At 70.5% G+C, this 17,235-nt stretch carries 16 protein-coding genes; 9 read left to right on the forward strand and 7 right to left on the reverse strand.

The annotated features are described in order from the left end of the window. Nucleotides 1–14 precede the first annotated feature (14 nt). Nucleotides 15–1,781 (reverse strand): lysine--tRNA ligase, encoded by a 1,767-nt coding sequence (gene lysS, locus OG446_RS16195; RefSeq protein ID WP_328898315.1) that lies wholly within the window; start codon nt 1,779–1,781, stop codon nt 15–17. Nucleotides 1,782–1,960: 179 nt separating this feature from the next. Between lysS and argS the strand changes: the two genes are divergently transcribed. Continuing rightward, nucleotides 1,961–3,736, forward strand: a complete 1,776-nt coding sequence (argS, locus tag OG446_RS16200; RefSeq protein WP_328898316.1) for an arginine--tRNA ligase — start codon at nt 1,961–1,963, stop codon at nt 3,734–3,736. A 197-nt stretch (nt 3,737–3,933) separates the two neighbouring features. Here argS and OG446_RS16205 read toward each other — a convergent pair whose 3' ends face one another. Together OG446_RS16205 and OG446_RS16210 are read right to left on the reverse strand one after the other, a co-directional pair. Then, nucleotides 3,934–4,281, reverse strand: a complete 348-nt coding sequence (locus tag OG446_RS16205; protein WP_328894720.1) for a hypothetical protein — start codon at nt 4,279–4,281, stop codon at nt 3,934–3,936. Then, a complete protein-coding gene (locus OG446_RS16210) occupies nt 4,278–4,856 on the reverse strand; it encodes a DUF6232 family protein (protein ID WP_328894721.1) in 579 nt (192 codons plus the stop codon). Before OG446_RS16210 ends, OG446_RS16205 begins: the two co-directional genes overlap by 4 nt. Before the next feature lie 314 nt (nt 4,857–5,170). Here OG446_RS16210 and OG446_RS16215 point away from each other — a divergent pair, with 314 nt between their 5' ends. The 3 genes from OG446_RS16215 to OG446_RS16225 all read left to right on the forward strand — a co-directional run bounded on the left by OG446_RS16215 (nt 5,171) and on the right by OG446_RS16225 (nt 9,035). Then, nucleotides 5,171–6,754, forward strand: coding sequence for a hypothetical protein (locus tag OG446_RS16215; RefSeq protein WP_328894722.1), 1,584 nt, complete (start codon nt 5,171–5,173; stop codon nt 6,752–6,754). A 9-nt stretch (nt 6,755–6,763) separates the two neighbouring features. Further along, nucleotides 6,764–7,561 (forward strand): DUF4253 domain-containing protein, encoded by a 798-nt coding sequence (locus OG446_RS16220; RefSeq protein ID WP_328894723.1) that lies wholly within the window; start codon nt 6,764–6,766, stop codon nt 7,559–7,561. Nucleotides 7,562–7,751: 190 nt separating this feature from the next. Beyond that, nucleotides 7,752–9,035, forward strand: coding sequence for a choice-of-anchor A family protein (locus OG446_RS16225; protein ID WP_328894724.1), 1,284 nt, complete (start codon nt 7,752–7,754; stop codon nt 9,033–9,035). Nucleotides 9,036–9,241: 206 nt separating this feature from the next. Here OG446_RS16225 and OG446_RS16230 read toward each other — a convergent pair whose 3' ends face one another. Next, on the reverse strand, nt 9,242–10,684 hold the full coding sequence (locus tag OG446_RS16230; protein ID WP_328894725.1) for a helix-turn-helix domain-containing protein: 1,443 nt from the start codon (nt 10,682–10,684) through the stop codon (nt 9,242–9,244). Between the two features lie 417 nt (nt 10,685–11,101). Between OG446_RS16230 and OG446_RS16235 the strand changes: the two genes are divergently transcribed. After that, nucleotides 11,102–11,842, forward strand: a complete 741-nt coding sequence (locus OG446_RS16235; RefSeq protein WP_328894726.1) for a DUF4232 domain-containing protein — start codon at nt 11,102–11,104, stop codon at nt 11,840–11,842. Between the two features lie 53 nt (nt 11,843–11,895). Beyond that, nucleotides 11,896–12,648 (forward strand): DUF4232 domain-containing protein, encoded by a 753-nt coding sequence (locus tag OG446_RS16240; RefSeq protein ID WP_328894727.1) that lies wholly within the window; start codon nt 11,896–11,898, stop codon nt 12,646–12,648. A gap of 85 nt (nt 12,649–12,733) precedes the next feature. On the opposite strand, the gene OG446_RS16245 is transcribed toward OG446_RS16240, so the two are convergent. After that, nucleotides 12,734–13,153, reverse strand: a complete 420-nt coding sequence (locus OG446_RS16245) for a DUF3224 domain-containing protein (protein ID WP_328894728.1) — start codon at nt 13,151–13,153, stop codon at nt 12,734–12,736. Nucleotides 13,154–13,261: 108 nt separating this feature from the next. On the opposite strand from OG446_RS16245, the gene OG446_RS16250 reads away from it, so the two are divergent. After that, nucleotides 13,262–14,065 carry a HEAT repeat domain-containing protein gene (locus OG446_RS16250; protein WP_328894729.1) on the forward strand — a complete coding sequence of 268 codons (804 nt, stop codon included), beginning with the start codon at nt 13,262–13,264 and terminating at the stop codon, nt 14,063–14,065. A gap of 18 nt (nt 14,066–14,083) precedes the next feature. On the opposite strand, the gene OG446_RS16255 is transcribed toward OG446_RS16250, so the two are convergent. After that, a complete protein-coding gene (locus OG446_RS16255; RefSeq protein ID WP_328894730.1) occupies nt 14,084–14,479 on the reverse strand; it encodes an ATP-binding protein in 396 nt (131 codons plus the stop codon). 152 nt (nt 14,480–14,631) lie between these two features. On the opposite strand from OG446_RS16255, the gene OG446_RS16260 reads away from it, so the two are divergent. Beyond that, complete coding sequence (locus OG446_RS16260) at nt 14,632–15,417, forward strand: helix-turn-helix domain-containing protein (RefSeq protein ID WP_328898317.1); 786 nt, start codon at nt 14,632–14,634, stop codon at nt 15,415–15,417. Continuing rightward, a complete protein-coding gene (locus tag OG446_RS16265; protein WP_328894731.1) occupies nt 15,414–15,653 on the forward strand; it encodes a DUF397 domain-containing protein in 240 nt (79 codons plus the stop codon). The genes OG446_RS16260 and OG446_RS16265 overlap by 4 nt, the downstream gene beginning before the upstream one ends. 29 nt (nt 15,654–15,682) lie before the next feature. On the opposite strand, the gene OG446_RS16270 is transcribed toward OG446_RS16265, so the two are convergent. Further along, the gene (locus OG446_RS16270; RefSeq protein ID WP_328894732.1) at nt 15,683–16,567 is read right to left on the reverse strand and encodes a helix-turn-helix domain-containing protein; all 885 of its coding nucleotides are present in this window, start codon (nt 16,565–16,567) and stop codon (nt 15,683–15,685) included. Between the last annotated feature and the right edge of the window lie 668 nt (nt 16,568–17,235).

The raw sequence follows: 17,235 nt of genomic DNA on the forward strand, positions 1-17,235 counted from the left end.
GGCGTACCTACGCGCTACGCGCCCAGCAGCGTCCGCACCCGCTCCGCACCCACCGCGAGCAGCAGCGTGGGCAGCCGCGGACCCGTGTCCCGGCTGACCAGCAGCCGGTACAGCAGCGCGAAGAACGACCGCTGCGCCGCCTTCAGCTCCGGCGTCGGCTTGGCATCGGCCTCCAGCCCCTCCATCACCTTCGGCACGCCGTAGACGAGCGTGGTCAGCCCGTCCAGCGACCAGTGCGAGTCCAGCCCCTCAAGGAGCAGCCGCAGCGACTCGCGCCCCTGCTCGTCCAGCGAACCGAGCAGCTCCTTGTCCGGCTCGCCCCGGACGACGGTGCGGGCCTCGGCCGGGACCTGGGTGGTGATCCAGTTCTCGGCCCGGTCGAGCCGCGGCCTGGCCTCGTCCAGCGACGTCAGCGGGTTCTCGGGGTCCAGCTCGCTGAGGATGCGCAGCGTCTGGTCCTCGGCCCCGGCCGTGATGTCGGCGACCGACGCGAGGGTCCGGTACGGCAGCGGACGCGGCGTGCTCGGCAGCTCACCGGCGGCCGTACCGATGGCCCGGGCGTACGCGGCGGCGTCCGCCGGCAGCACGGAACCGTCGGCGACCTTGCGGCCCAGCGAGTCCCACTCGTCGTAGAGCCGCTGGATCTCCTGGTCGAAGGCGATCTTGAAGGACTGGTTGGGCCTGCGGCGCGCGTACAGCCAGCGCAGCAGCGGCGCCTCCATGATCTTCAGCGCGTCGGCCGGGGTCGGCACGCCGCCCTTGGAGGAGGACATCTTCGCCATGCCGGAGATGCCGACGAACGCGTACATCGGTCCGATCGGCTGCACCCCGTCGAAGATCTCGCGGACGATCTGGCCGCCGACGACGAACGACGACCCGGGCGAGGAGTGGTCCACCCCGCTCGGCTCGAAGATCACGCCCTCGTACGCCCAGCGCATCGGCCAGTCGACCTTCCAGACGAGCTTGCCGCGGTTGAACTCCTTGAGCCGCACCGTCTCGGCGAAGCCGCAGGCCGTGCAGGTGTAGTTCAGCTCGGTGCTCTCGTCGTCGTACGACGTGACCGTCGTGAGGTCCTTCTCGCAGTTGCCGCAGTAGGGCTTGTACGGGAAGTAGCCGGCCGAGCCGCCGCTGCCGTCGTCCTCGCTCGCCGCACCGGAACCAGCCTCGGCCTCCAGCTCGGCCTCGTCGACCTTCTTCTGCTGCTGCGGCTTCTTCCCGCCCTTGGCACCGCCGGCCGCCGGGTCCTTCTTGGTCCGGTAGCGGTCGAGCACGGCGTCGATGTCGGCGCGGTGGCGCATCGCGTGCAGGATCTGCTCGCGATAGGTGCCCGCCAGGTACTGCTCCGTCTGGCTGATCCCGTCGTACTCGACACCCAGCTCGTCCAGGGCCGCCGTCATGGCGGCCTTGAAGTGCTCGGCCCAGTTCGCGTAAGCGGAACCGGCCGGAGCGGGCACCGAGGTCAGCGGCTTGCCGATGTGATCGGCCCAGGACGCGTCGACGCCCTCGACCCCGTTCGGCACCTTGCGGTAGCGGTCGTAGTCGTCCCACGAGATCAGGTGCCGGACGGTGTACCCGCGGCGGCGGATCTCGTCGGCGACCAGGTGCGGGGTCATGACCTCACGCAGGTTGCCCAGGTGGATCGGGCCCGACGGGGAGAGGCCGGACGCGACGACGACCGGTTTGCCAGGCGCACGACGCTCCGATTCGGCGATGACCTCGTCCGCGAAGCGGGAGACCCAGTCGGTCTCGGTGCTGCTCTGACTCTGAGCCACGGTCGGCACGTCCTTCTCTCTTGTAGGACTCATAGGGGCGAGGACCATTCTCCCAGGTACCGCCCACAGCGCGAAAACGCCTTTACGGGGCGCGCGGCCGCGCTTGTCAAGCGAGGCTCGTAAACCGCTTTACGCCCGTGGGATACTTGGGCCATCCCTTGTACCCCTACGGAAACGGCAGCCAGCTCATGGCCTCGGTCAATTCCCTCGCTTCCACGCTCCAGCAGCAGCTGGCGGACGCCCTGACGGCAGCTCTGCCGGATGCCGGTACCGCGGACCCGCTGCTGCGCCGAAGCGACCGGGCCGACTTCCAGGCCAACGGCATCCTGGCGCTGGCCAAGAAGCTCAAGGGCAACCCGCGCGAGCTGGCCGCCCAGGTCACCGGCGCCCTCCCGGCGAGCGACCTGATCAAGGACATCGAGGTCTCCGGACCCGGCTTCCTGAACATCACGCTCTCGGACAAGGCGATCATCCAGACCCTCGCCGCCCGTGCCGCGGACGACGAGGACCGGCTCGGGGTGCCGTACAACAGCGCCGCCGGCACCACCGTCATCGACTACGCCCAGCCGAACGTGGCCAAGGAGATGCACGTCGGCCACCTGCGGTCCGCCGTGATCGGCGACGCGATGGTGCAGATCCTGGAGTTCACCGGCGAGTCCGTCGTCCGGCGCCACCACATCGGCGACTGGGGCACCCAGTTCGGCATGCTCATCCAGTACCTGGTCGAGCACCCCGACGAGCTGAACCACGAGGGCGACCAGGCGGCCGACGGCGAGGCCGCCATGTCGTCCCTGAACCGGCTCTACAAGGCGTCGAGGGCCCTCTTCGACTCCGACGAGGAGTTCAAGGACCGCTCACGGAACCGGGTCGTCGCCCTCCAGGCGGGCGATCCGGAGACGCTCGCCATGTGGCAGCGGTTCGTCGACGAGTCGAAGATCTACTTCTACTCGGTCTTCGACAAGCTCGACATGGAGATCAACGACCCCGACATCGTCGGCGAGTCCGGTTACAACGACATGCTGGAGGAGACCTGCCGGATCCTGGAGGAGACGGGCGTCGCCGTCCGCTCCGAGGGTGCGCTGTGCGTCTTCTTCGACGACGTGAAGGGCCCGGACGGCAACCCGACCCCGCTGATCGTCAAGAAGACGAACGGCGGCTACGGCTACGCGGCGACCGACCTCTCGGCGGTCCGCGACCGGGTGCAGAACCTCAAGGCGAGCACCCTGCTGTACGTGGTGGACGTGCGGCAGTCCCTGCACTTCAGGATGGTCTTCGAGACGGCCCGGCGGGCCGGCTGGCTGAACGACGGCGTCACGACGCACCAGCTGGCCTTCGGCACCGTGCTCGGCAAGGACGGCAAGCCGTTCAAGACCCGTGAGGGCGTCACGGTCCGGCTGGAGGACCTGCTCGACGAGGCGGTCGAGCGGGCGACGGCCGTCGTCCGGGAGAAGGCCGAGAAGATCGGCCTCTCCGAGGAGGAGATCGTCGAGAACGGCCGGTACGTCGGCATCGGCGCCGTGAAGTACGCGGACCTGTCGACCTCCGCCGTACGGGACTACAAGTTCGACCTGGACCAGATGGTGTCGCTGCACGGCGACACGTCGGTGTACCTCCAGTACGCCTACGCCCGGATCCGCTCCATCCTGCGCAAGGCCGGCGACGCGAAGCCGGTCGCGCACCCGGAGCTGGAACTGGCCCCGGCCGAGCGGGCGCTCGGCCTGCACCTGGACCAGTTCGGCGAGGTGCTGTCCGAGGTGGCGGCGGGCTACGAGCCGCACAAGCTGGCCGCGTACCTCTACCAGCTCGCCTCGCACCTCACCACGTTCTACGACCAGTGCCAGGTCCTGAGCGACGACAACCCGGCCGAGGTGGTCGAGAACCGCCTCTTCCTCGTCGAGCTCACCGCCCGCACCCTGCACAAGGGCATGGCGCTGCTCGGCATCAGGACCCCCGAGCGCCTCTGACCCGAGCGGTCCGACGTCTGAGGGCCCGGCACACACCGGTACATCGGTGTGTGCCGGGCCCTGCTTTGTCCGTTCCACGGGTCGAGCCCCCGGAGCGGCCGAAGCCCGGGAGGCCGGCGAAGCACGCGTCGCGGACGTGGCCCCGGGTACCTTCCCGCGACGTCGTCGTCCGCACATCCGACTGCCCCGGGTGCGGCTCAGGCAGCGCCCAGGAGTCCGAGCACCTTCTTGACCGCCTCGACGACCGGCTCCCCGACCGTCGACACCGTGGCCGCGATACCGGCGACCGCCAGCAGCGCGCGATGCCTGTCCTCAGGTGCCTGCGGCGCGTCGGAGTCGCCGGTGAGGGCGGGCAGGTTGTCGTCCAGGACCCGGGCGCTGGCGGGAGGGAGCTGACCCCGCAGCTCCTCGATCAGCCCGAGCAGTTCCCGCACCGCCTCCTGGAGCTCCGGAGAGACAGATGCGGCGCCCGCAGGCGAGAAGTGGTTGTTCTGGATTCCCGTGTTCCCCGTGCCGCCGTACATGTTCACGTTGTCGCCGCTCATGAATTCGCTATCCCCACATTCCCGGATCCGCCGTACATGTTCACGTTGTCCCCGAAGTGGTAGATCTGGGGACTCGCGCTGATGCCCTCCACCCGCACAGTGAACTCCGCTTCCGGATGGTCGATGGCATACGCGATCCGACCGACGAGTTCGATCAGGTGGTTCGGGTCGTGGCTGGTCACCATCGCCGTCGACGGCCCGGACGTCTCCACGGCCAGCACGAAGTGCGGGCGCGCCGACAGGACCTGCATCAGCTCCACCAGGTAGAAGATCAGCGCACCCACCGTCCCGAGCCACGCGAGGGTGATGAACGGTCCACCGCTGCTCTCTCCCCGGCCGAGGGACGACACTCCGTCCACCAGCAGGATGAGAACGGTCAGGCCCACCGCCAGCGCGAGGGTCAACGCCACGCGCTTACTGAAGAGCATGAGCGCTTCCTTGCGACGCGGACGCAGCACGAACGTGAACACGCGGGCGATGTTCTCCAGCGGATATGCGGCCGGCCCGACCCACAGCAGCCGTTTACTGACCCTGAGGTCGACCGCGCGCACCAGGGGCGGCGTCGGCGCGCCCACGGGTCGCGGTGGTATGGCCGGTGGCTCCATGGCTCCCCCTCGAATGATCCGCTCGCTGCGAAGGGCCCATTAAGCGTCGCACCTCCGTTCAATGCAAGTGGAAATCAACTCACCGACGCGATACCGCCCGGGGGTTGGCGCAATCGCCGCCTGTCCCACCCTCCACGCCAGGTCCCACGCATACGGAAGATCCCGCGTACACATGGCCCGAACTGCGAAATCGTCACCCGATCTCCGTTGACCGGCCTCCGGCCCGCGGGCGATAGTGACGCGGCCGATTCCACGTCGGCTGCGTCATCAGGGGTGGGGATCTCATGCAGAACACCGAACACGACACGTCGCCCGAAGAGGCACCGGAAGCAGTCGCGGCGCAGGAGAAGGCGGCCGCCGCAAATGAGGTCCAGGCCGCCCTCGGCGGCCGGAGACCCGCCGAAGCCCGCGCGCAGGCGACCGCCGCACTGGAGCGGTACGGCCCCGATCCCCTCCTCTACACACTGCTGGGCCGGGCCCACGTCGCCGAGAACGAGGACGACCACGACGACGAGGCCGAACGCGCCTACCGCCGGGGCCTGGACGCCTTCCCCGACGACCTCGGCCTGCTCACGGCGTACGCCGAACTCTGCCTGGAATCCGACGCGCTCGACCGCCCCGGCCGCCACGCCCGCGGCCCCGGCCTCGTCGCCCGGGTCGGCGAACTGGCCCCGGACTCACCGCACATGCTCCGCCTGGACGGGATCAGCAAGGGCATCGGCGGCCTCATGGCGGCGACGGGCGGCGGCAGGCCCTCACTCGCCACGCCCATCCCGCTCTCCGCCGCGCACACGCAACGCCACGACGTCCGCGCCGCCCTGGCCGCTGCCCCGAACCTCGCCGAAGCCACCCGCCTCGCCGAGGAGGAATCCCGGCACTACCCGTACGACCTGCGCCGGTTGATCCGCGCCGAAACCCTGGCCTCCCTCGGCCGCCCGGGCCGCCGGCTGCTCACGGCACCGGTCCGGGCCCCGTACCTGACTGTGACCCTCGCCCTCGCGCTGGGGGCCTTGGCCATGATCCCCAGGTCCGCGTCCCCGCTGTCCCTGTGGGCCGCTGCCGCCGCCCTGCTCATCTTCATCCCGAACCGCCTGCTCGGCGCCCTGGAACACCGGGCCCGCACCCGTGCCGCATCCCGCCTCCAGCCGCCCCCTGCCGACACCGACCCCTCGTACACCCTGTTGCCGCCACCCCCCGCACCCGGCGCCCGCGATGCCGCCGTGGTCGTGACGGCCGTCGCCCTGGGGGCCTTCGCACTGTTCTCCCCCGCGTTGCTCGTGACCTCCTCCGACACCGACGACCCGCACAGCACGGGACCGGCATCGGTACCGGCACCCACGTCGTTCCGTGGCCGGCCCCTGCTCTCCGCGCAACCGGCCGTCGACGGCGTCGACTCGAAGATGGCCGGGATGTGGGTCAATGCCTTCGACACCTCGTTCGCCTACCTCTACGGCACCATGGAACAGCTGGCGTCCTACGGTGCCCAGCCCGCCGCCTACGCCTTCGGCTCGACCGGTGACGGCCTCGACGCACCGCCCGACGTGGCCGACGGCACCCGGCTCGGCCTCACCGAGTCCGACGCGGTCATCGACGACAGCTGGGACGCGAGCCCCGGCATCACGGGCGGCCGGCTGCACTGCGTCTCGTACGCGGCCGACACGGAAGCGGAGGGCGCGCACACCGCCTGCTCGTGGACCGACAGCCGCAGCTACGGCACGCTCGTCCTCAACGAACCGGGCCTGGACCACGAGACCGCCGCGGCGGCCGCACGCGAGATGCGGGACGCGATCCTTCGGGAGGGCACCGCGAGTGGCACCCAGGCCCTGGGCGGTCACCGTGACGGCCCGGATGTCAGCGGCGGCGCCTAGGGTTTCGACATGGCGACACTCCCGAACCCACTCCGCTCCCCGGCCGACGCGGGACTCGAACTCCCGCCCGGCACCTTCGTGGACACCACGATCGACGAGGTGTGGCACGAACCCCTCCTCTGGTACGCGGACGCACCCGCCGCCCCCGGCAGTTGGGCCGCGCTGCGCGCCTCCGGGCGGCCCGTCGGCCTGCTGCCCGTCCTGATCGACGGCGGCATGCGCGACCAGTGGCCCGAGGCATGGGATCTCGGCCCGGCCAGGACCTCGTACCCCGGCGACCACGACGCGGAAGAGGTCCTGAGCCAGATCTGGGAGGCGTACGCCCCCGAGGAGCTCGGCCTCGACGAGGCCGCGGCCGACTGGCCGGGCCTCGCCCCCGTGCCGGCCGAGGCGGCGAGCGAGGAACCCGACACGTCGGCGGCGGGCCTCGCGGACTTCCTGACCGATGCGAGCGGGCCGATGACCGGACTGCGGGCGGCCCTCGTGCCCGCGCGCCGCAGCGCGGACATACCGGCGGCGATCGGCTGGTCGGGACCGCTCAACCACGAGAACGACGTGGCGCGGCTCTGCGCGGTGCTGCGTTCCTGGGAGGACCGGTTCGGGGCACGGGTCGTGGTGCTCGGCTTCGACACGATGGTCGTCTCGGTGAGCCGCCCACCGACCACCATCGCGGAGTCCGAGGCCCTGGCCGCCGAGCACTTCGCGTTCTGCCCGGACAACATCCAGCAGTCCACGCTCAACAGCCTGGACGCGTACGCGGAGAAGGCCGTGCTCAACCAGCAGACCTGGGCCTTCTGGTGGGACTGAGCCCCCGGCACATCGTCAGGGCGCTCCGAGGAGGTCGCGGAGTCCGGCGACGAGTGCGGTTCGAGCCCCGAACTCGCACATCGACCGACCGGATTCACTCATTGGTCTTGACCAATATTCGAATGTGTGAAAATCATGATCGGAGCTGCCACAGAACCTTCATAACTGCTCCGCAGGAGAACCACACGCCATGCGCATACCCACCACCGCCGCCCTCGCGGCGATCGGCGGCGCCCTCGTACTCGGGCTCACCGTCACTCCGGCCGCCCAGGCCGCCCCCGGTACCGCGGACTGCACCACCGACGCCTTCGGAATCGCAGGGAAGTACGGCGAGTTCGTCCTCGGGGACGATGTCCACTCCCCCGACGCCGAAGGCGCTGTGGCCGTCGGCGGCGACGCCGACTTCCGGGGCGGCTTCAGCGTCGCCAACGAGCTCTCGGCCGCCGAGGTCGACGCCCTGCCCGGCCGGGCGGCACTCGTCGTACGCGGCGACCTGCTCAACGGTGGTTCGGCCACCGTCGTGATGAAGGGCAACGCGGTCGTCGGCGGCACGGTCAAGGACCGCGCCGTCGAACTGCACCAGGGCACCTTCGCGAAGAAGGCCGACCTCATCGACTTCGAGGCGGAGTTCACCAGGCTCCGGTCCTACTCCACCGCACTGGCCGAAGAGCCCGCGACCCCCGGCGCCCAGGTGCGGCTCGAAGGGAACCGGCTGACGCTGGAGGGCGGCGACAGCGGCCGTAACGTCTTCTCGGTACCGGCGGACCAACTGGAGAAGGCCAAGGAGGTCTTCATCAAGGTTCCGGCCGGGGCCACGACGATCGTCAACGTCAGCGGCCAGGACTACGACATGGCAGCGGCCGGCACCACGGGCTTCTTCCTGTCGGGTGGTCAGGACTTCGTCCTGGACGACAAGCTGCAGAGCGCGTCCGAGGGCAAGGTGCGCGCCGGTCTGCTCTGGAACTTCCCCGACGCCACCGAGGTCACCAAGAACAGCCAGGCCGCCTGGCCCGGCAGCGTGCTCGCCCCCAAGGCCCACCTGGAGCTCGGAACGGCCGCACCGGTCAACGGTTCGGTGTGGGTGGCCTCCCTGCACGGTTCCGGCGGCGCCGAGACGCACCACTTCCCGTTCACCGGCTGCCTCCCCGAGGTCCCCGGCAAGGAGACCCCGTCGCCCGGCGCGACCCCGAGCAGCACCCCCGCGACGACACCGCCGGCGACCGGAACCCCGTCGGCCTCGGTGCCACCGTCGGCGAGCACCACGCCCACTGACGGCCCGTCCGGGTCCGCGACACCCGGCACCCCGTCCCCGTCCGACAGCTCCGCACCCGGCGCCACCGGCGACGGCGGAGGTGACGGCGACCTGGCATCGACCGGCAGCAACGGCACGATCCCGATCGTCATCGGCGGCGCGGCCGTACTCGCCGCAGGCGCCGGCCTCGTCGTGGTGGCCCGCCGCCGCAAGCAGGCCTGACCTCCCGTGTGACACGCCGGGCGCGGATCCACCGCGCCCGGCTCCTCCGCCACGAGTGCCGCCCGGCGTCTCCGCCACCGCCCCCGCCCGTCACCGGTCGAAGGTGCCGACCCGGATCGCGACGGCTCGCGTCGGGCCGCCGTTCGACGGCCCCACCTGACCACCCGGTCCAGTCCGATCGAGGTTGCCCGCCGGACCGGCCGACGTCAGTTGCCCGCCGCCTCCAGCGACTCCGAGATGTCCTCCCACTCGGCCGTGTCCCGCCGGTACTCGTACACGGGCCGGTTCCTCATACCGGAAGTACGGAACGGCTTGCCGTTGTCGTCGACGCGCAGCATCCCGCTCCGGCCCCCACTGGACCACTCCACTTCCAGGTACCAGGTCACATCGTGGTCCTCGGTGTGCGCGTCGAGGCGGAACACCTCCACGTCGCTGGAGCTCACCTGGTAGGGGAAGTTCTTCGCCGCTACAGCCTCGCCTCCGCTCTCACCGGCGACCGGCCGCGACACGGGCTGGCCGTCGTCCAGGTCGATGTTGAACGTCTGCGGCACGATGCCGCTCCCGCAGCCCTCCCCCATCGAGTACGCGGGCCAGTCGGTCGCGGGCTCCTGCTTCACCACCCGGACATGGAGCGCCTTCAGGACGACCGCCTCCTGCGACTCCCCCTGCAAGGTGAGTTCGAGCAGCATCTTGCCCGCGTCCACCCCGCCCAGCTGCGCCGCCCAGCTGCGCCTGGCCCGGTCCGCGGCGTCGGGCACCGGCGGCATGCCCTTGGGGTCCCGGTCGAGCAGGAAGTACTGCCCGCAGGGCCAGTCCCAGTTGTACGCACTGAGGGTCGCGGTCACCGGCACGGCCTGCGATCCGGCTGCCCCCTTCTCTCCCTTCCCGTCCGCGCCTTGCGCAGCGGTGGACTTCGCGGCCGTGGCGGAGGGTGACGCGGAGCCGGTGGTCGCGGACGGCGAGGGCTTCGAAGGACTCGGCGACGGAGACGTGCTGCCGCTCCGGCTCGGCGTGACCGGTGCACTGCTGCGGGGCGTGTCCATCCCCTCCTCGCGCGTGCGCTCGCCCGAGTAGTGGTTGATCGCCAACGCCGTGGGCACGGTGAGCGCCACGACGGCGGCGGTCGCGAGCAGGACCCGCAGCCGCTTGCCGGACAACCGGCCCGTGGCCGACGCGGCACCGGCGCTCCGCGCATCCGGCGTCACGTCCTCGACGTCCGACTCCGGCACCGCCTCCGGTTCCGGCACCGCCTCCGGTTCCGGCCCACGTCCCGATCCGCGTCCCGGCTCCGGCTCAGGCCCGTTCACCGGCTCCGGCTCCGCCGCCGCAGGCGGGGCCGAGAGCTCCGACGTCACCAACGACGGCTCGAACGTCCCAGCGGCCTCGGTCTTCCGGGCACCCCGCCGCTTCGCCTCGTCGGCGAGGATCCACTGCCGGTGCAGCGCCACCAGCTCGTCAGACGTAGCACGGCACACGCGCGCGAAACGCTCGACCGGCGCGTAGTCGTGCGGGACCGCCTCGCCGTTGCAGTACCGGTGAATCGTGGAGGTGCTCATGTGGAGCTTCCGGGCGAGCGCTCCGTAGCTCAGCCCGGAGCGCTCCTTCAGCCCTCTGAGCAATGCCGCGAAGTCCTGGATCTCCGTGCTCACCCTGACCGTTCCCCTCTCCTACCCTCCCGGAACGGCGTCCCAGGCAGGTGATGTATTCGCAGGTCAGAGGCCGTTTTTCCGTTCCAGCGTCCCGTACCCGCCGGCAATCGTTGCCACCGGATCCGACGGCCCGACACGATGGTGGAACACACCGCAGCGGCACCCCGGCAAGGGCGAGCAGCGCGACTCGTACACCCACCAACTCTGCCCGCCACCGGGAGCCGCCGTGCGTACTCGTCCTCAACTCAGCCTGACCGACGCAGTCGCCACAGGAGTTCTGATCGCCTCTGTCGCGACCGTCATCGCACTCCTGTGGCACCTCTGACCACACGTCATTGTCCAGTACATCCGTCAGGCCCCGGTGCGCCAAAGCGGCGCCCCACACACCGCAACACTCGACGAACGGAAATCCATCTCATGCGTACCCTCAACTTCCGCCGCGCCGCCCGTACCTCCGCCCTCGGCGCCGTCGCACTGATCGCCTCGCTGTCCCTGACGGCCTGCCAGGGCGATGACCCGGAGCCGTACGACGCCCTTCCCTCCGCTTCCGCCGGCTCGGCCTCGAAGACCCCGGCCGAGAGCGCCGGATCCTCCGGTGACAAGGGCACGGCGGCCCCGGATGCCGACCAGGGCAAGGACTCCACCGGCTCGGGCTCCGGCGGCGGCACGTCCACGACGAAGCCGAAGGACAACGGCGGCAACGACACCGGCGACGACAGCGGCGACGCGGTCACGGTGACCTGCACCGGAGCGAACACCAAGCTGTCGATCACCGAGGTGAGCCGCCCCGTCAACCACATGCTGCTCACGATGACCAACACCGGTTCGAAGGCCTGCAACGCCTACTACTACCCGTACCTGAAGTTCGGCGAGGCCCAGTCCGTGCCGAACACCTTCGACGAGAGCAAGCCGCAGGCAGTGGCGACCATCAACCCGGGCGAGTCCGCCTACGCCGGCGTCCTGACCTCGTCCGCCGACGGCAGCGGCTCGAACGGCTACGACACCAAGGACCTGGAAGTCAGCTTCCAGAACCGCGACGGCAACTCCGACAACACCGGCTCGTCGGTCAGCGTTCCGCTCTCCAAGAGCGTCCACGTGGACAGCAGCCTGACCGTCTCCTACTGGCAGATGAGCATGGACGACGCGCTCACCTACTGACCCGCCACAGACCACGACCACTGAGATTTCACGACTTCACGGGGAGAACCACCATGCGCAGCAACCGCTTCCGCACCACCACCCTCGCCGCCACCGCCCTCCTGGCCGCCCTCTCCCTCACTGCGTGCGGCAGTGAGACCGCCGGCAGCGAGAGCGCCAAGGCGGGAGCGGCCGCTCCGGCCGCCCACCAGGCCGTCAAGCAGTCCCTGCCCCCGGCACCGGCCGCGGCCGCTCAGGAGAAGACCCCCGACACCGGCACCGGCAGCAGGCCCGAGGACATCGCCTCTCCCCCCGCCAGGAGCAACGGGAAGAACACCACCGGCACCACGAACCGGACAGACAGCAGCAGCAGCAAGGGCAGCACCACCACCACCGCCCGCACCCCCGTCACGTGCGACGGCGCCAACACCCGGGCCGCCGTCACCACGGTGAGTCGCCCCCTCAACCACCTGCTGCTGACCCTGACCAACACGGGTGACCGCCCCTGCTACGCGTACTACGCGCCGGCGCTCCGCTTCGACGATGCGCAGGCCGCCTTCCCGGTCCTGGACGACAGCATGCCGCAGGCCGTCGTGACGCTCGACCCGGGCAAGTCCGCGTACGCCGGCATCGGTCTGACCGGAGAGCCCGGCGCCGGCCCGTCCCCGCGCGAGGCCACGCGCCTTCAGGTGCACTTCTCCGGCAGGAGCGGCGAGGGCTCCACGGGCACCCCGGTCACCCTGACGCTCCCGTCCGACACCTACTGGGACGACAACGGCTTCGTCACCTACTGGCAGACCGAGATGGCGGACGCGCTCACCTACTGAGCCCCGTCACCTCCGGACCGGTCCTCCGCCACGTGCGGCAGGGCCGGTCCGTCCGCGTACCCGCCGCAGAAGGCCGTGACGCGGGTCAACCGGCATCGGAGCCGAGGTCGAAGTCGAACCAGATCCGGTGCGTACCGTCCTCGTCAACGGCCAGCCCGCCGCCCCCGCGCATCCCGGCGAGGGCGCCGGTCCCACTCGACGGCACGATCGCGAAGAACTCGTTCGCGCGGTCGTCGCCGCTCGTCGCGGCCGAGTGCACGAAGTTGAACGTGCCCTCGCGGCCGTCGACCGCGCCTTCGAAGGACTCCATCGCCACGTACGTACCCACGCCGGCCGCCTGGTCGAAGGCGGCGGTGAACACGGTCGTCGAACGGCCCACGATCTCGCCCTCGAAGCTCTTCACGAGGGTCGCGACGCCGACGGGCAGTGCGGTGGTGATCTCGGGACCGGGCTTCAGGTCAGCCGGGACGAAGGAGGTGACGGTAAAGGTTCCGGAAGCTCTCATGGCGCCGATCGTAGGGAGACAGCCGGGGTACGCGGCGGAGAACCCGCGGATGCGGCCCCTGTCCGCCCACAGCGCCACGCTCCGGCCGGCTCTTCTACCATCGGCGCCATGGCCATGTTCGTCCACCTGACACCCGCAGCCAACGCGGCCCGTATCCGCAAGACCGGGATACGGGCGGTCAGCCATGACCGCGAAGGCGTCAAAGGCCTGTTCTGCTTCCCGGTCCTGCCCTCCTACACGCTGACCCACCAGTGGCTGCGCGAACTCGCCCGCCACGGCGGCCCGCGGGGCCTCGTCGCCGTCCACCTACGACTGCCGGACGATGAACCCGTCACGGTCGGCCACTACAGCAACCGCCCCGCCCCCACCGCCACCACGGCAAGCGAAGCGGTCCGCCGGCTGGCCGCCCTGGAGGACCCGCGCGGCTGGGAGGTCTTCGTCCCACGGGCCGCGGCCCGGTCCGAGGTCCACCGCGTGCACACGGTCCGGCAGGTCACCGGCTGGCGCTACTTCCCCGGCTCCAACGGCACGGCACCCTGCACCTGTTACGGCTGCCGGGTACGCGGCGAGTACGGTTCCCAGCGCCTGCGCCGCCGCAAGCCGCACCCGCTGGACGGACCGGCACCCGCGCCCGCCGTCCTCCTCAGCCGTATCGCCGACGCGGGCGACCCCGGCGACGCCGCACAGCTGTGCGCGACCCTGCACTGGTTCGGCTTCCGGCGACGCGGACCGGTCGACCGACTGGCCCACCTCGCCGACCATCCCGACGCGGACGTCCGCGTGGCCCTGGTCGAGGCCGTGGCCCGCTGGCGAACGCCCGGAGTCGACGCGCTGCTCCGACGACTGGCCGAGGACCCGGACGAAGACGTACGCGAGGCGGTCGAGTTCACCGACCGCCTGACCCCGGCCTGACCGGCCGCCCGAACACCCTCACCCGAACTCGCACCACACGACCTTCCCGGGCACCCGCTCGCCCACGCCCCACCGGTCCGCCAGCGCCTCCACGATCACCAGCCCCCGCCCCGACTCCCCGTCGGGCTCCCGCACCCCGGGCTCCCCGTCGCCGCTGTCGTGCACCTCGACCCGGACCCGCCCCTCGTCCCGCAGCCACAGCATCACCCGGTACCCGCGCCCCGGCGGCACCCCGTGCACCAGCGCGTTGGTGGCCAGCTCGCTCACACACACCAGCACGTCGTCCGCCCGCACCTCGCCGAACCCCCAGTCGGCCAGCGCGCTCCGTACGAACTCCCGGGCCGCCCGGACCGACCGGCGCTCCCGCCGGAAGAACCGCTCGCGCAGCAACGGGAGTTGCATCGTTTCGTTCATGCGGCGAGCGTCACACCCAGTGACTACGCTGTCGCAGTGCGCGCGCCCGTACGGATTTCTTGTACGGGCCCCGCGCGCGTGAAGCACGAATGCGGGCGGGAAGTGGGGACCGTATGCAACCCAGGAAGCGGCAGCGCAAGAACGCGTCGGCAATGAGGCTGGTGGGCGCGTTGGTTGCCCAGTTCCGCACGGCGGCCGGGATGACCCAGCGTCAACTGGCGGAACAGACGTGCACCCAGCCGGAGACCATCGCCTCGATCGAGCAGGGCAGACGCGCCCTCCAACTGCCTCTGGCGCGCCGCCTGGACACTTTGCTGGAGACGAAGGGGGCGCTAGGGACGGCGGTGGAGAACATGCCGGAGGTGGACCTGATCCCGGCGTGGGCGGAGGAGTACATGGACCTGGAGCGGGAGGCGCTCGCCCTGTCCTGGTACGACAACCAGGTCGTTCCCGGGCTCCTCCAGACGGAGGCGTACGCACGTGCGGTGTTCCGCAACAGGGTCCCGGTCTTCAGCGAGGAGAAGATCGGGGACCAGACGGCAGGGCGCCTGGGGCGACAGGAGATCCTGCGACGCGCCCAGCCCCCGACCATCAGCTTCGTGATCTGGGAGCCGGTCGTGAGACTGCAACTCGTCGACGACGAGGAGCATGCGGAGCAGCTGAGGCACCTGCGCGCGTGCGCCGCGCTCCCCGGCATCTGCCTCCAGGTACTCCCTCTGAGCCACCGCACACACGCCGGGCTCGACGGACCCTTCATCCTGCTGGAGACACCGGACTACCAGCACGTCGCCTACTCGGAAACACAGCGCGGCAGCCTGCTCGTCTCCGACCCCGACGAGGTCAGCATCCTGTCCCAGAAATATGCGATGCTGCGAGCTCAGGCCCTCAACCCCGAAGACACCGTGGGTCTGTTGGACAGCCTGCTGGGAGAGCAATGAGCACCGCATACACGTGGTTCAAGTCCAGCTACAGCGGCAGCGAGGGCGGCGCCTGCCTCGAAGTCGCCTACGACTGGCAGAAGTCGAGCTACAGCGGCGACGAGGGCGGCGCCTGCGTCGAGATCGCCGCCCACCCCGCCGCCGTCCACGTCCGCGACTCCAAGAACCCCGAGGGCCCCACGCTCACCCTCGCCCCCACCACCTGGACGGCCTTCGCCACCCACATCGGCTCCTGAACGACGCACGACCGACGCCCCCGCGGCGGCTACGCCGTGACAGCGAGCTCCCGGCGACATTCGGCGCAGTTTCCGGGTTCGGGGGCCCTGAAGGCGCGGTCGCAGCCGTCGCAGTTCTGCAGCGGGTCGTAGAGCGGGGGCCGTTCGGCGGGCGGGAGCGGCGACGGGAACCGCTTGGTCAGCCGGTCCTCAAGGAACTTCACCGGGAACTTCACCGGCACCGGCAGGTCCGTGGTAAGCGCTCGTCCGAGGGCGGCAGGAGTGGCTTTGCGTTCGAACCAGGCGGCGACGGCGGGGGTGAGCTCCCGGATGTCGTCCTCGGAGAGCTCGAACTCGGTTGCCCGCTGGTTCAGGTCCAACAGGAACGCCGAGGCCATCCGATCCAACTCGGGGCTCGGCTTCTCCGGCCGGGGCGCCGGGACCTTCGGCGGCACCACCTTCGCCGGCACCGCCGGTCCGGGAGCGGGCATCGGCGGATTGGGCGTGATGTGGACGGGGTCCGGGGCTTGCGCGCCAGCTGAACGCATCTGCTTCGCTGGCAACTCGGGAGCGGGAACGGCCGCCGGGGTCACCTTGCAGGGCCGGTCGTACGAGATCGTGCGGGTGATGACGCGGCCGGACGGCAGGCGCTCGCGGGTGCGCTGGAGGTAGCCGTGCTTCTCCAGGTCCCGCAGAGCTGCGGCGATGCGCGCCTCGCTCTCGGGGAAGCGCTCGACCAGGCACTTGATGCCGACCTTCGCGCCTGGAGGCAGCGACTGGATGTGCGTGGCGAGGCCGATCGCGATGAGCGAGAGCTCGTGGTGCTGGGCGAGGTGGTTGCCGATGACCGTGAAGTGGCTGCTGTGGCGCACCTTCACGTGGACGACGCCGCCGGACGGGGCGTGGGAGGGGGAGATAACCTGCTGGGTATCCATCGGGAAGGGTTCTTCTTCCTCGGCGGTCAGGCCCTCGCTCGGGATGGCAATCCCGGCGGGGGCCGTCTCAGTCTGAAGTTTGGTTTCGTGAGCATATGCCAGGCAACCGGGGCGAAATCCAGCTCAGTTGGGCCATGTCACCCGTGCGAGTGACGAGGCCCGCGAACGGCCACGCGCACGCGCACTCATGCGCGCGGGGGCCCGCAGAGGTCCACCGGGGTGGGTTGGGTTTGGTTGATTTCTTCTTCCCAAAGGACTTAAAAGCTTTTTACGTCGTGGGCCGCCGCGTCGCGGCCCACCGCGTCGTACGTCAGCGGGTCGCGGCCCACCGGGTCGTGGTTTCCGGACCCGGTACGTACGACCTCCGCCCGGACGGTCGACCGCCCGGAATCGTCCGGGGCGCAGGAGCCCGTCACCGGCGGGAGTGAAGGCGCCGTCCTCGCCGGCAATTTCCGGCAGCCACTCCGCGCAGGCTCTCTCCAGGCGGCTCCACCGCAGCCCCCCAGCCCGCCCGTTCCGGATCTCTTCGCCGCCACGGCTTGCGAGCATGCTTCCTGCACGCGCATGCGGATGAGGGGTGGGACCAGTGGCCTGGTGGGCGGAAAGGTTCCTGTGGGACGGGGAGCGTCCTGAGTTGATATGGAGCCCATTGAAATCCGTGGGGCCCC

Origin of the sequence: Streptomyces sp. NBC_00236 (genome assembly GCF_036195045.1) — a bacterium.
Classification (GTDB): domain Bacteria; phylum Actinomycetota; class Actinomycetes; order Streptomycetales; family Streptomycetaceae; genus Streptomyces.

Bases quoted from the DNA above. Each gene is read 5' to 3' on its own strand.
- argS (WP_328898316.1), top strand. From the start codon at position 1,961: ATGGCCTCGGTCAATTCCCTCGCTTCCACGCTCCAGCAGCAGCTGGCG.
- OG446_RS16205 (WP_328894720.1), bottom strand. From the start codon at position 4,281: ATGAGCGGCGACAACGTGAACATGTACGGCGGCACGGGGAACACGGGA.
- OG446_RS16215 (WP_328894722.1), top strand. From the start codon at position 5,171: ATGCAGAACACCGAACACGACACGTCGCCCGAAGAGGCACCGGAAGCA.
- OG446_RS16220 (WP_328894723.1), top strand. From the start codon at position 6,764: ATGGCGACACTCCCGAACCCACTCCGCTCCCCGGCCGACGCGGGACTC.
- OG446_RS16225 (WP_328894724.1), top strand. From the start codon at position 7,752: ATGCGCATACCCACCACCGCCGCCCTCGCGGCGATCGGCGGCGCCCTC.
- OG446_RS16235 (WP_328894726.1), top strand. From the start codon at position 11,102: ATGCGTACCCTCAACTTCCGCCGCGCCGCCCGTACCTCCGCCCTCGGC.
- OG446_RS16240 (WP_328894727.1), top strand. From the start codon at position 11,896: ATGCGCAGCAACCGCTTCCGCACCACCACCCTCGCCGCCACCGCCCTC.
- OG446_RS16245 (WP_328894728.1), bottom strand. From the start codon at position 13,153: ATGAGAGCTTCCGGAACCTTTACCGTCACCTCCTTCGTCCCGGCTGAC.
- OG446_RS16250 (WP_328894729.1), top strand. From the start codon at position 13,262: ATGGCCATGTTCGTCCACCTGACACCCGCAGCCAACGCGGCCCGTATC.
- OG446_RS16255 (WP_328894730.1), bottom strand. From the start codon at position 14,479: ATGAACGAAACGATGCAACTCCCGTTGCTGCGCGAGCGGTTCTTCCGG.
- OG446_RS16260 (WP_328898317.1), top strand. From the start codon at position 14,632: ATGAGGCTGGTGGGCGCGTTGGTTGCCCAGTTCCGCACGGCGGCCGGG.
- OG446_RS16265 (WP_328894731.1), top strand. From the start codon at position 15,414: ATGAGCACCGCATACACGTGGTTCAAGTCCAGCTACAGCGGCAGCGAG.
- OG446_RS16270 (WP_328894732.1), bottom strand. From the start codon at position 16,567: ATGGATACCCAGCAGGTTATCTCCCCCTCCCACGCCCCGTCCGGCGGC.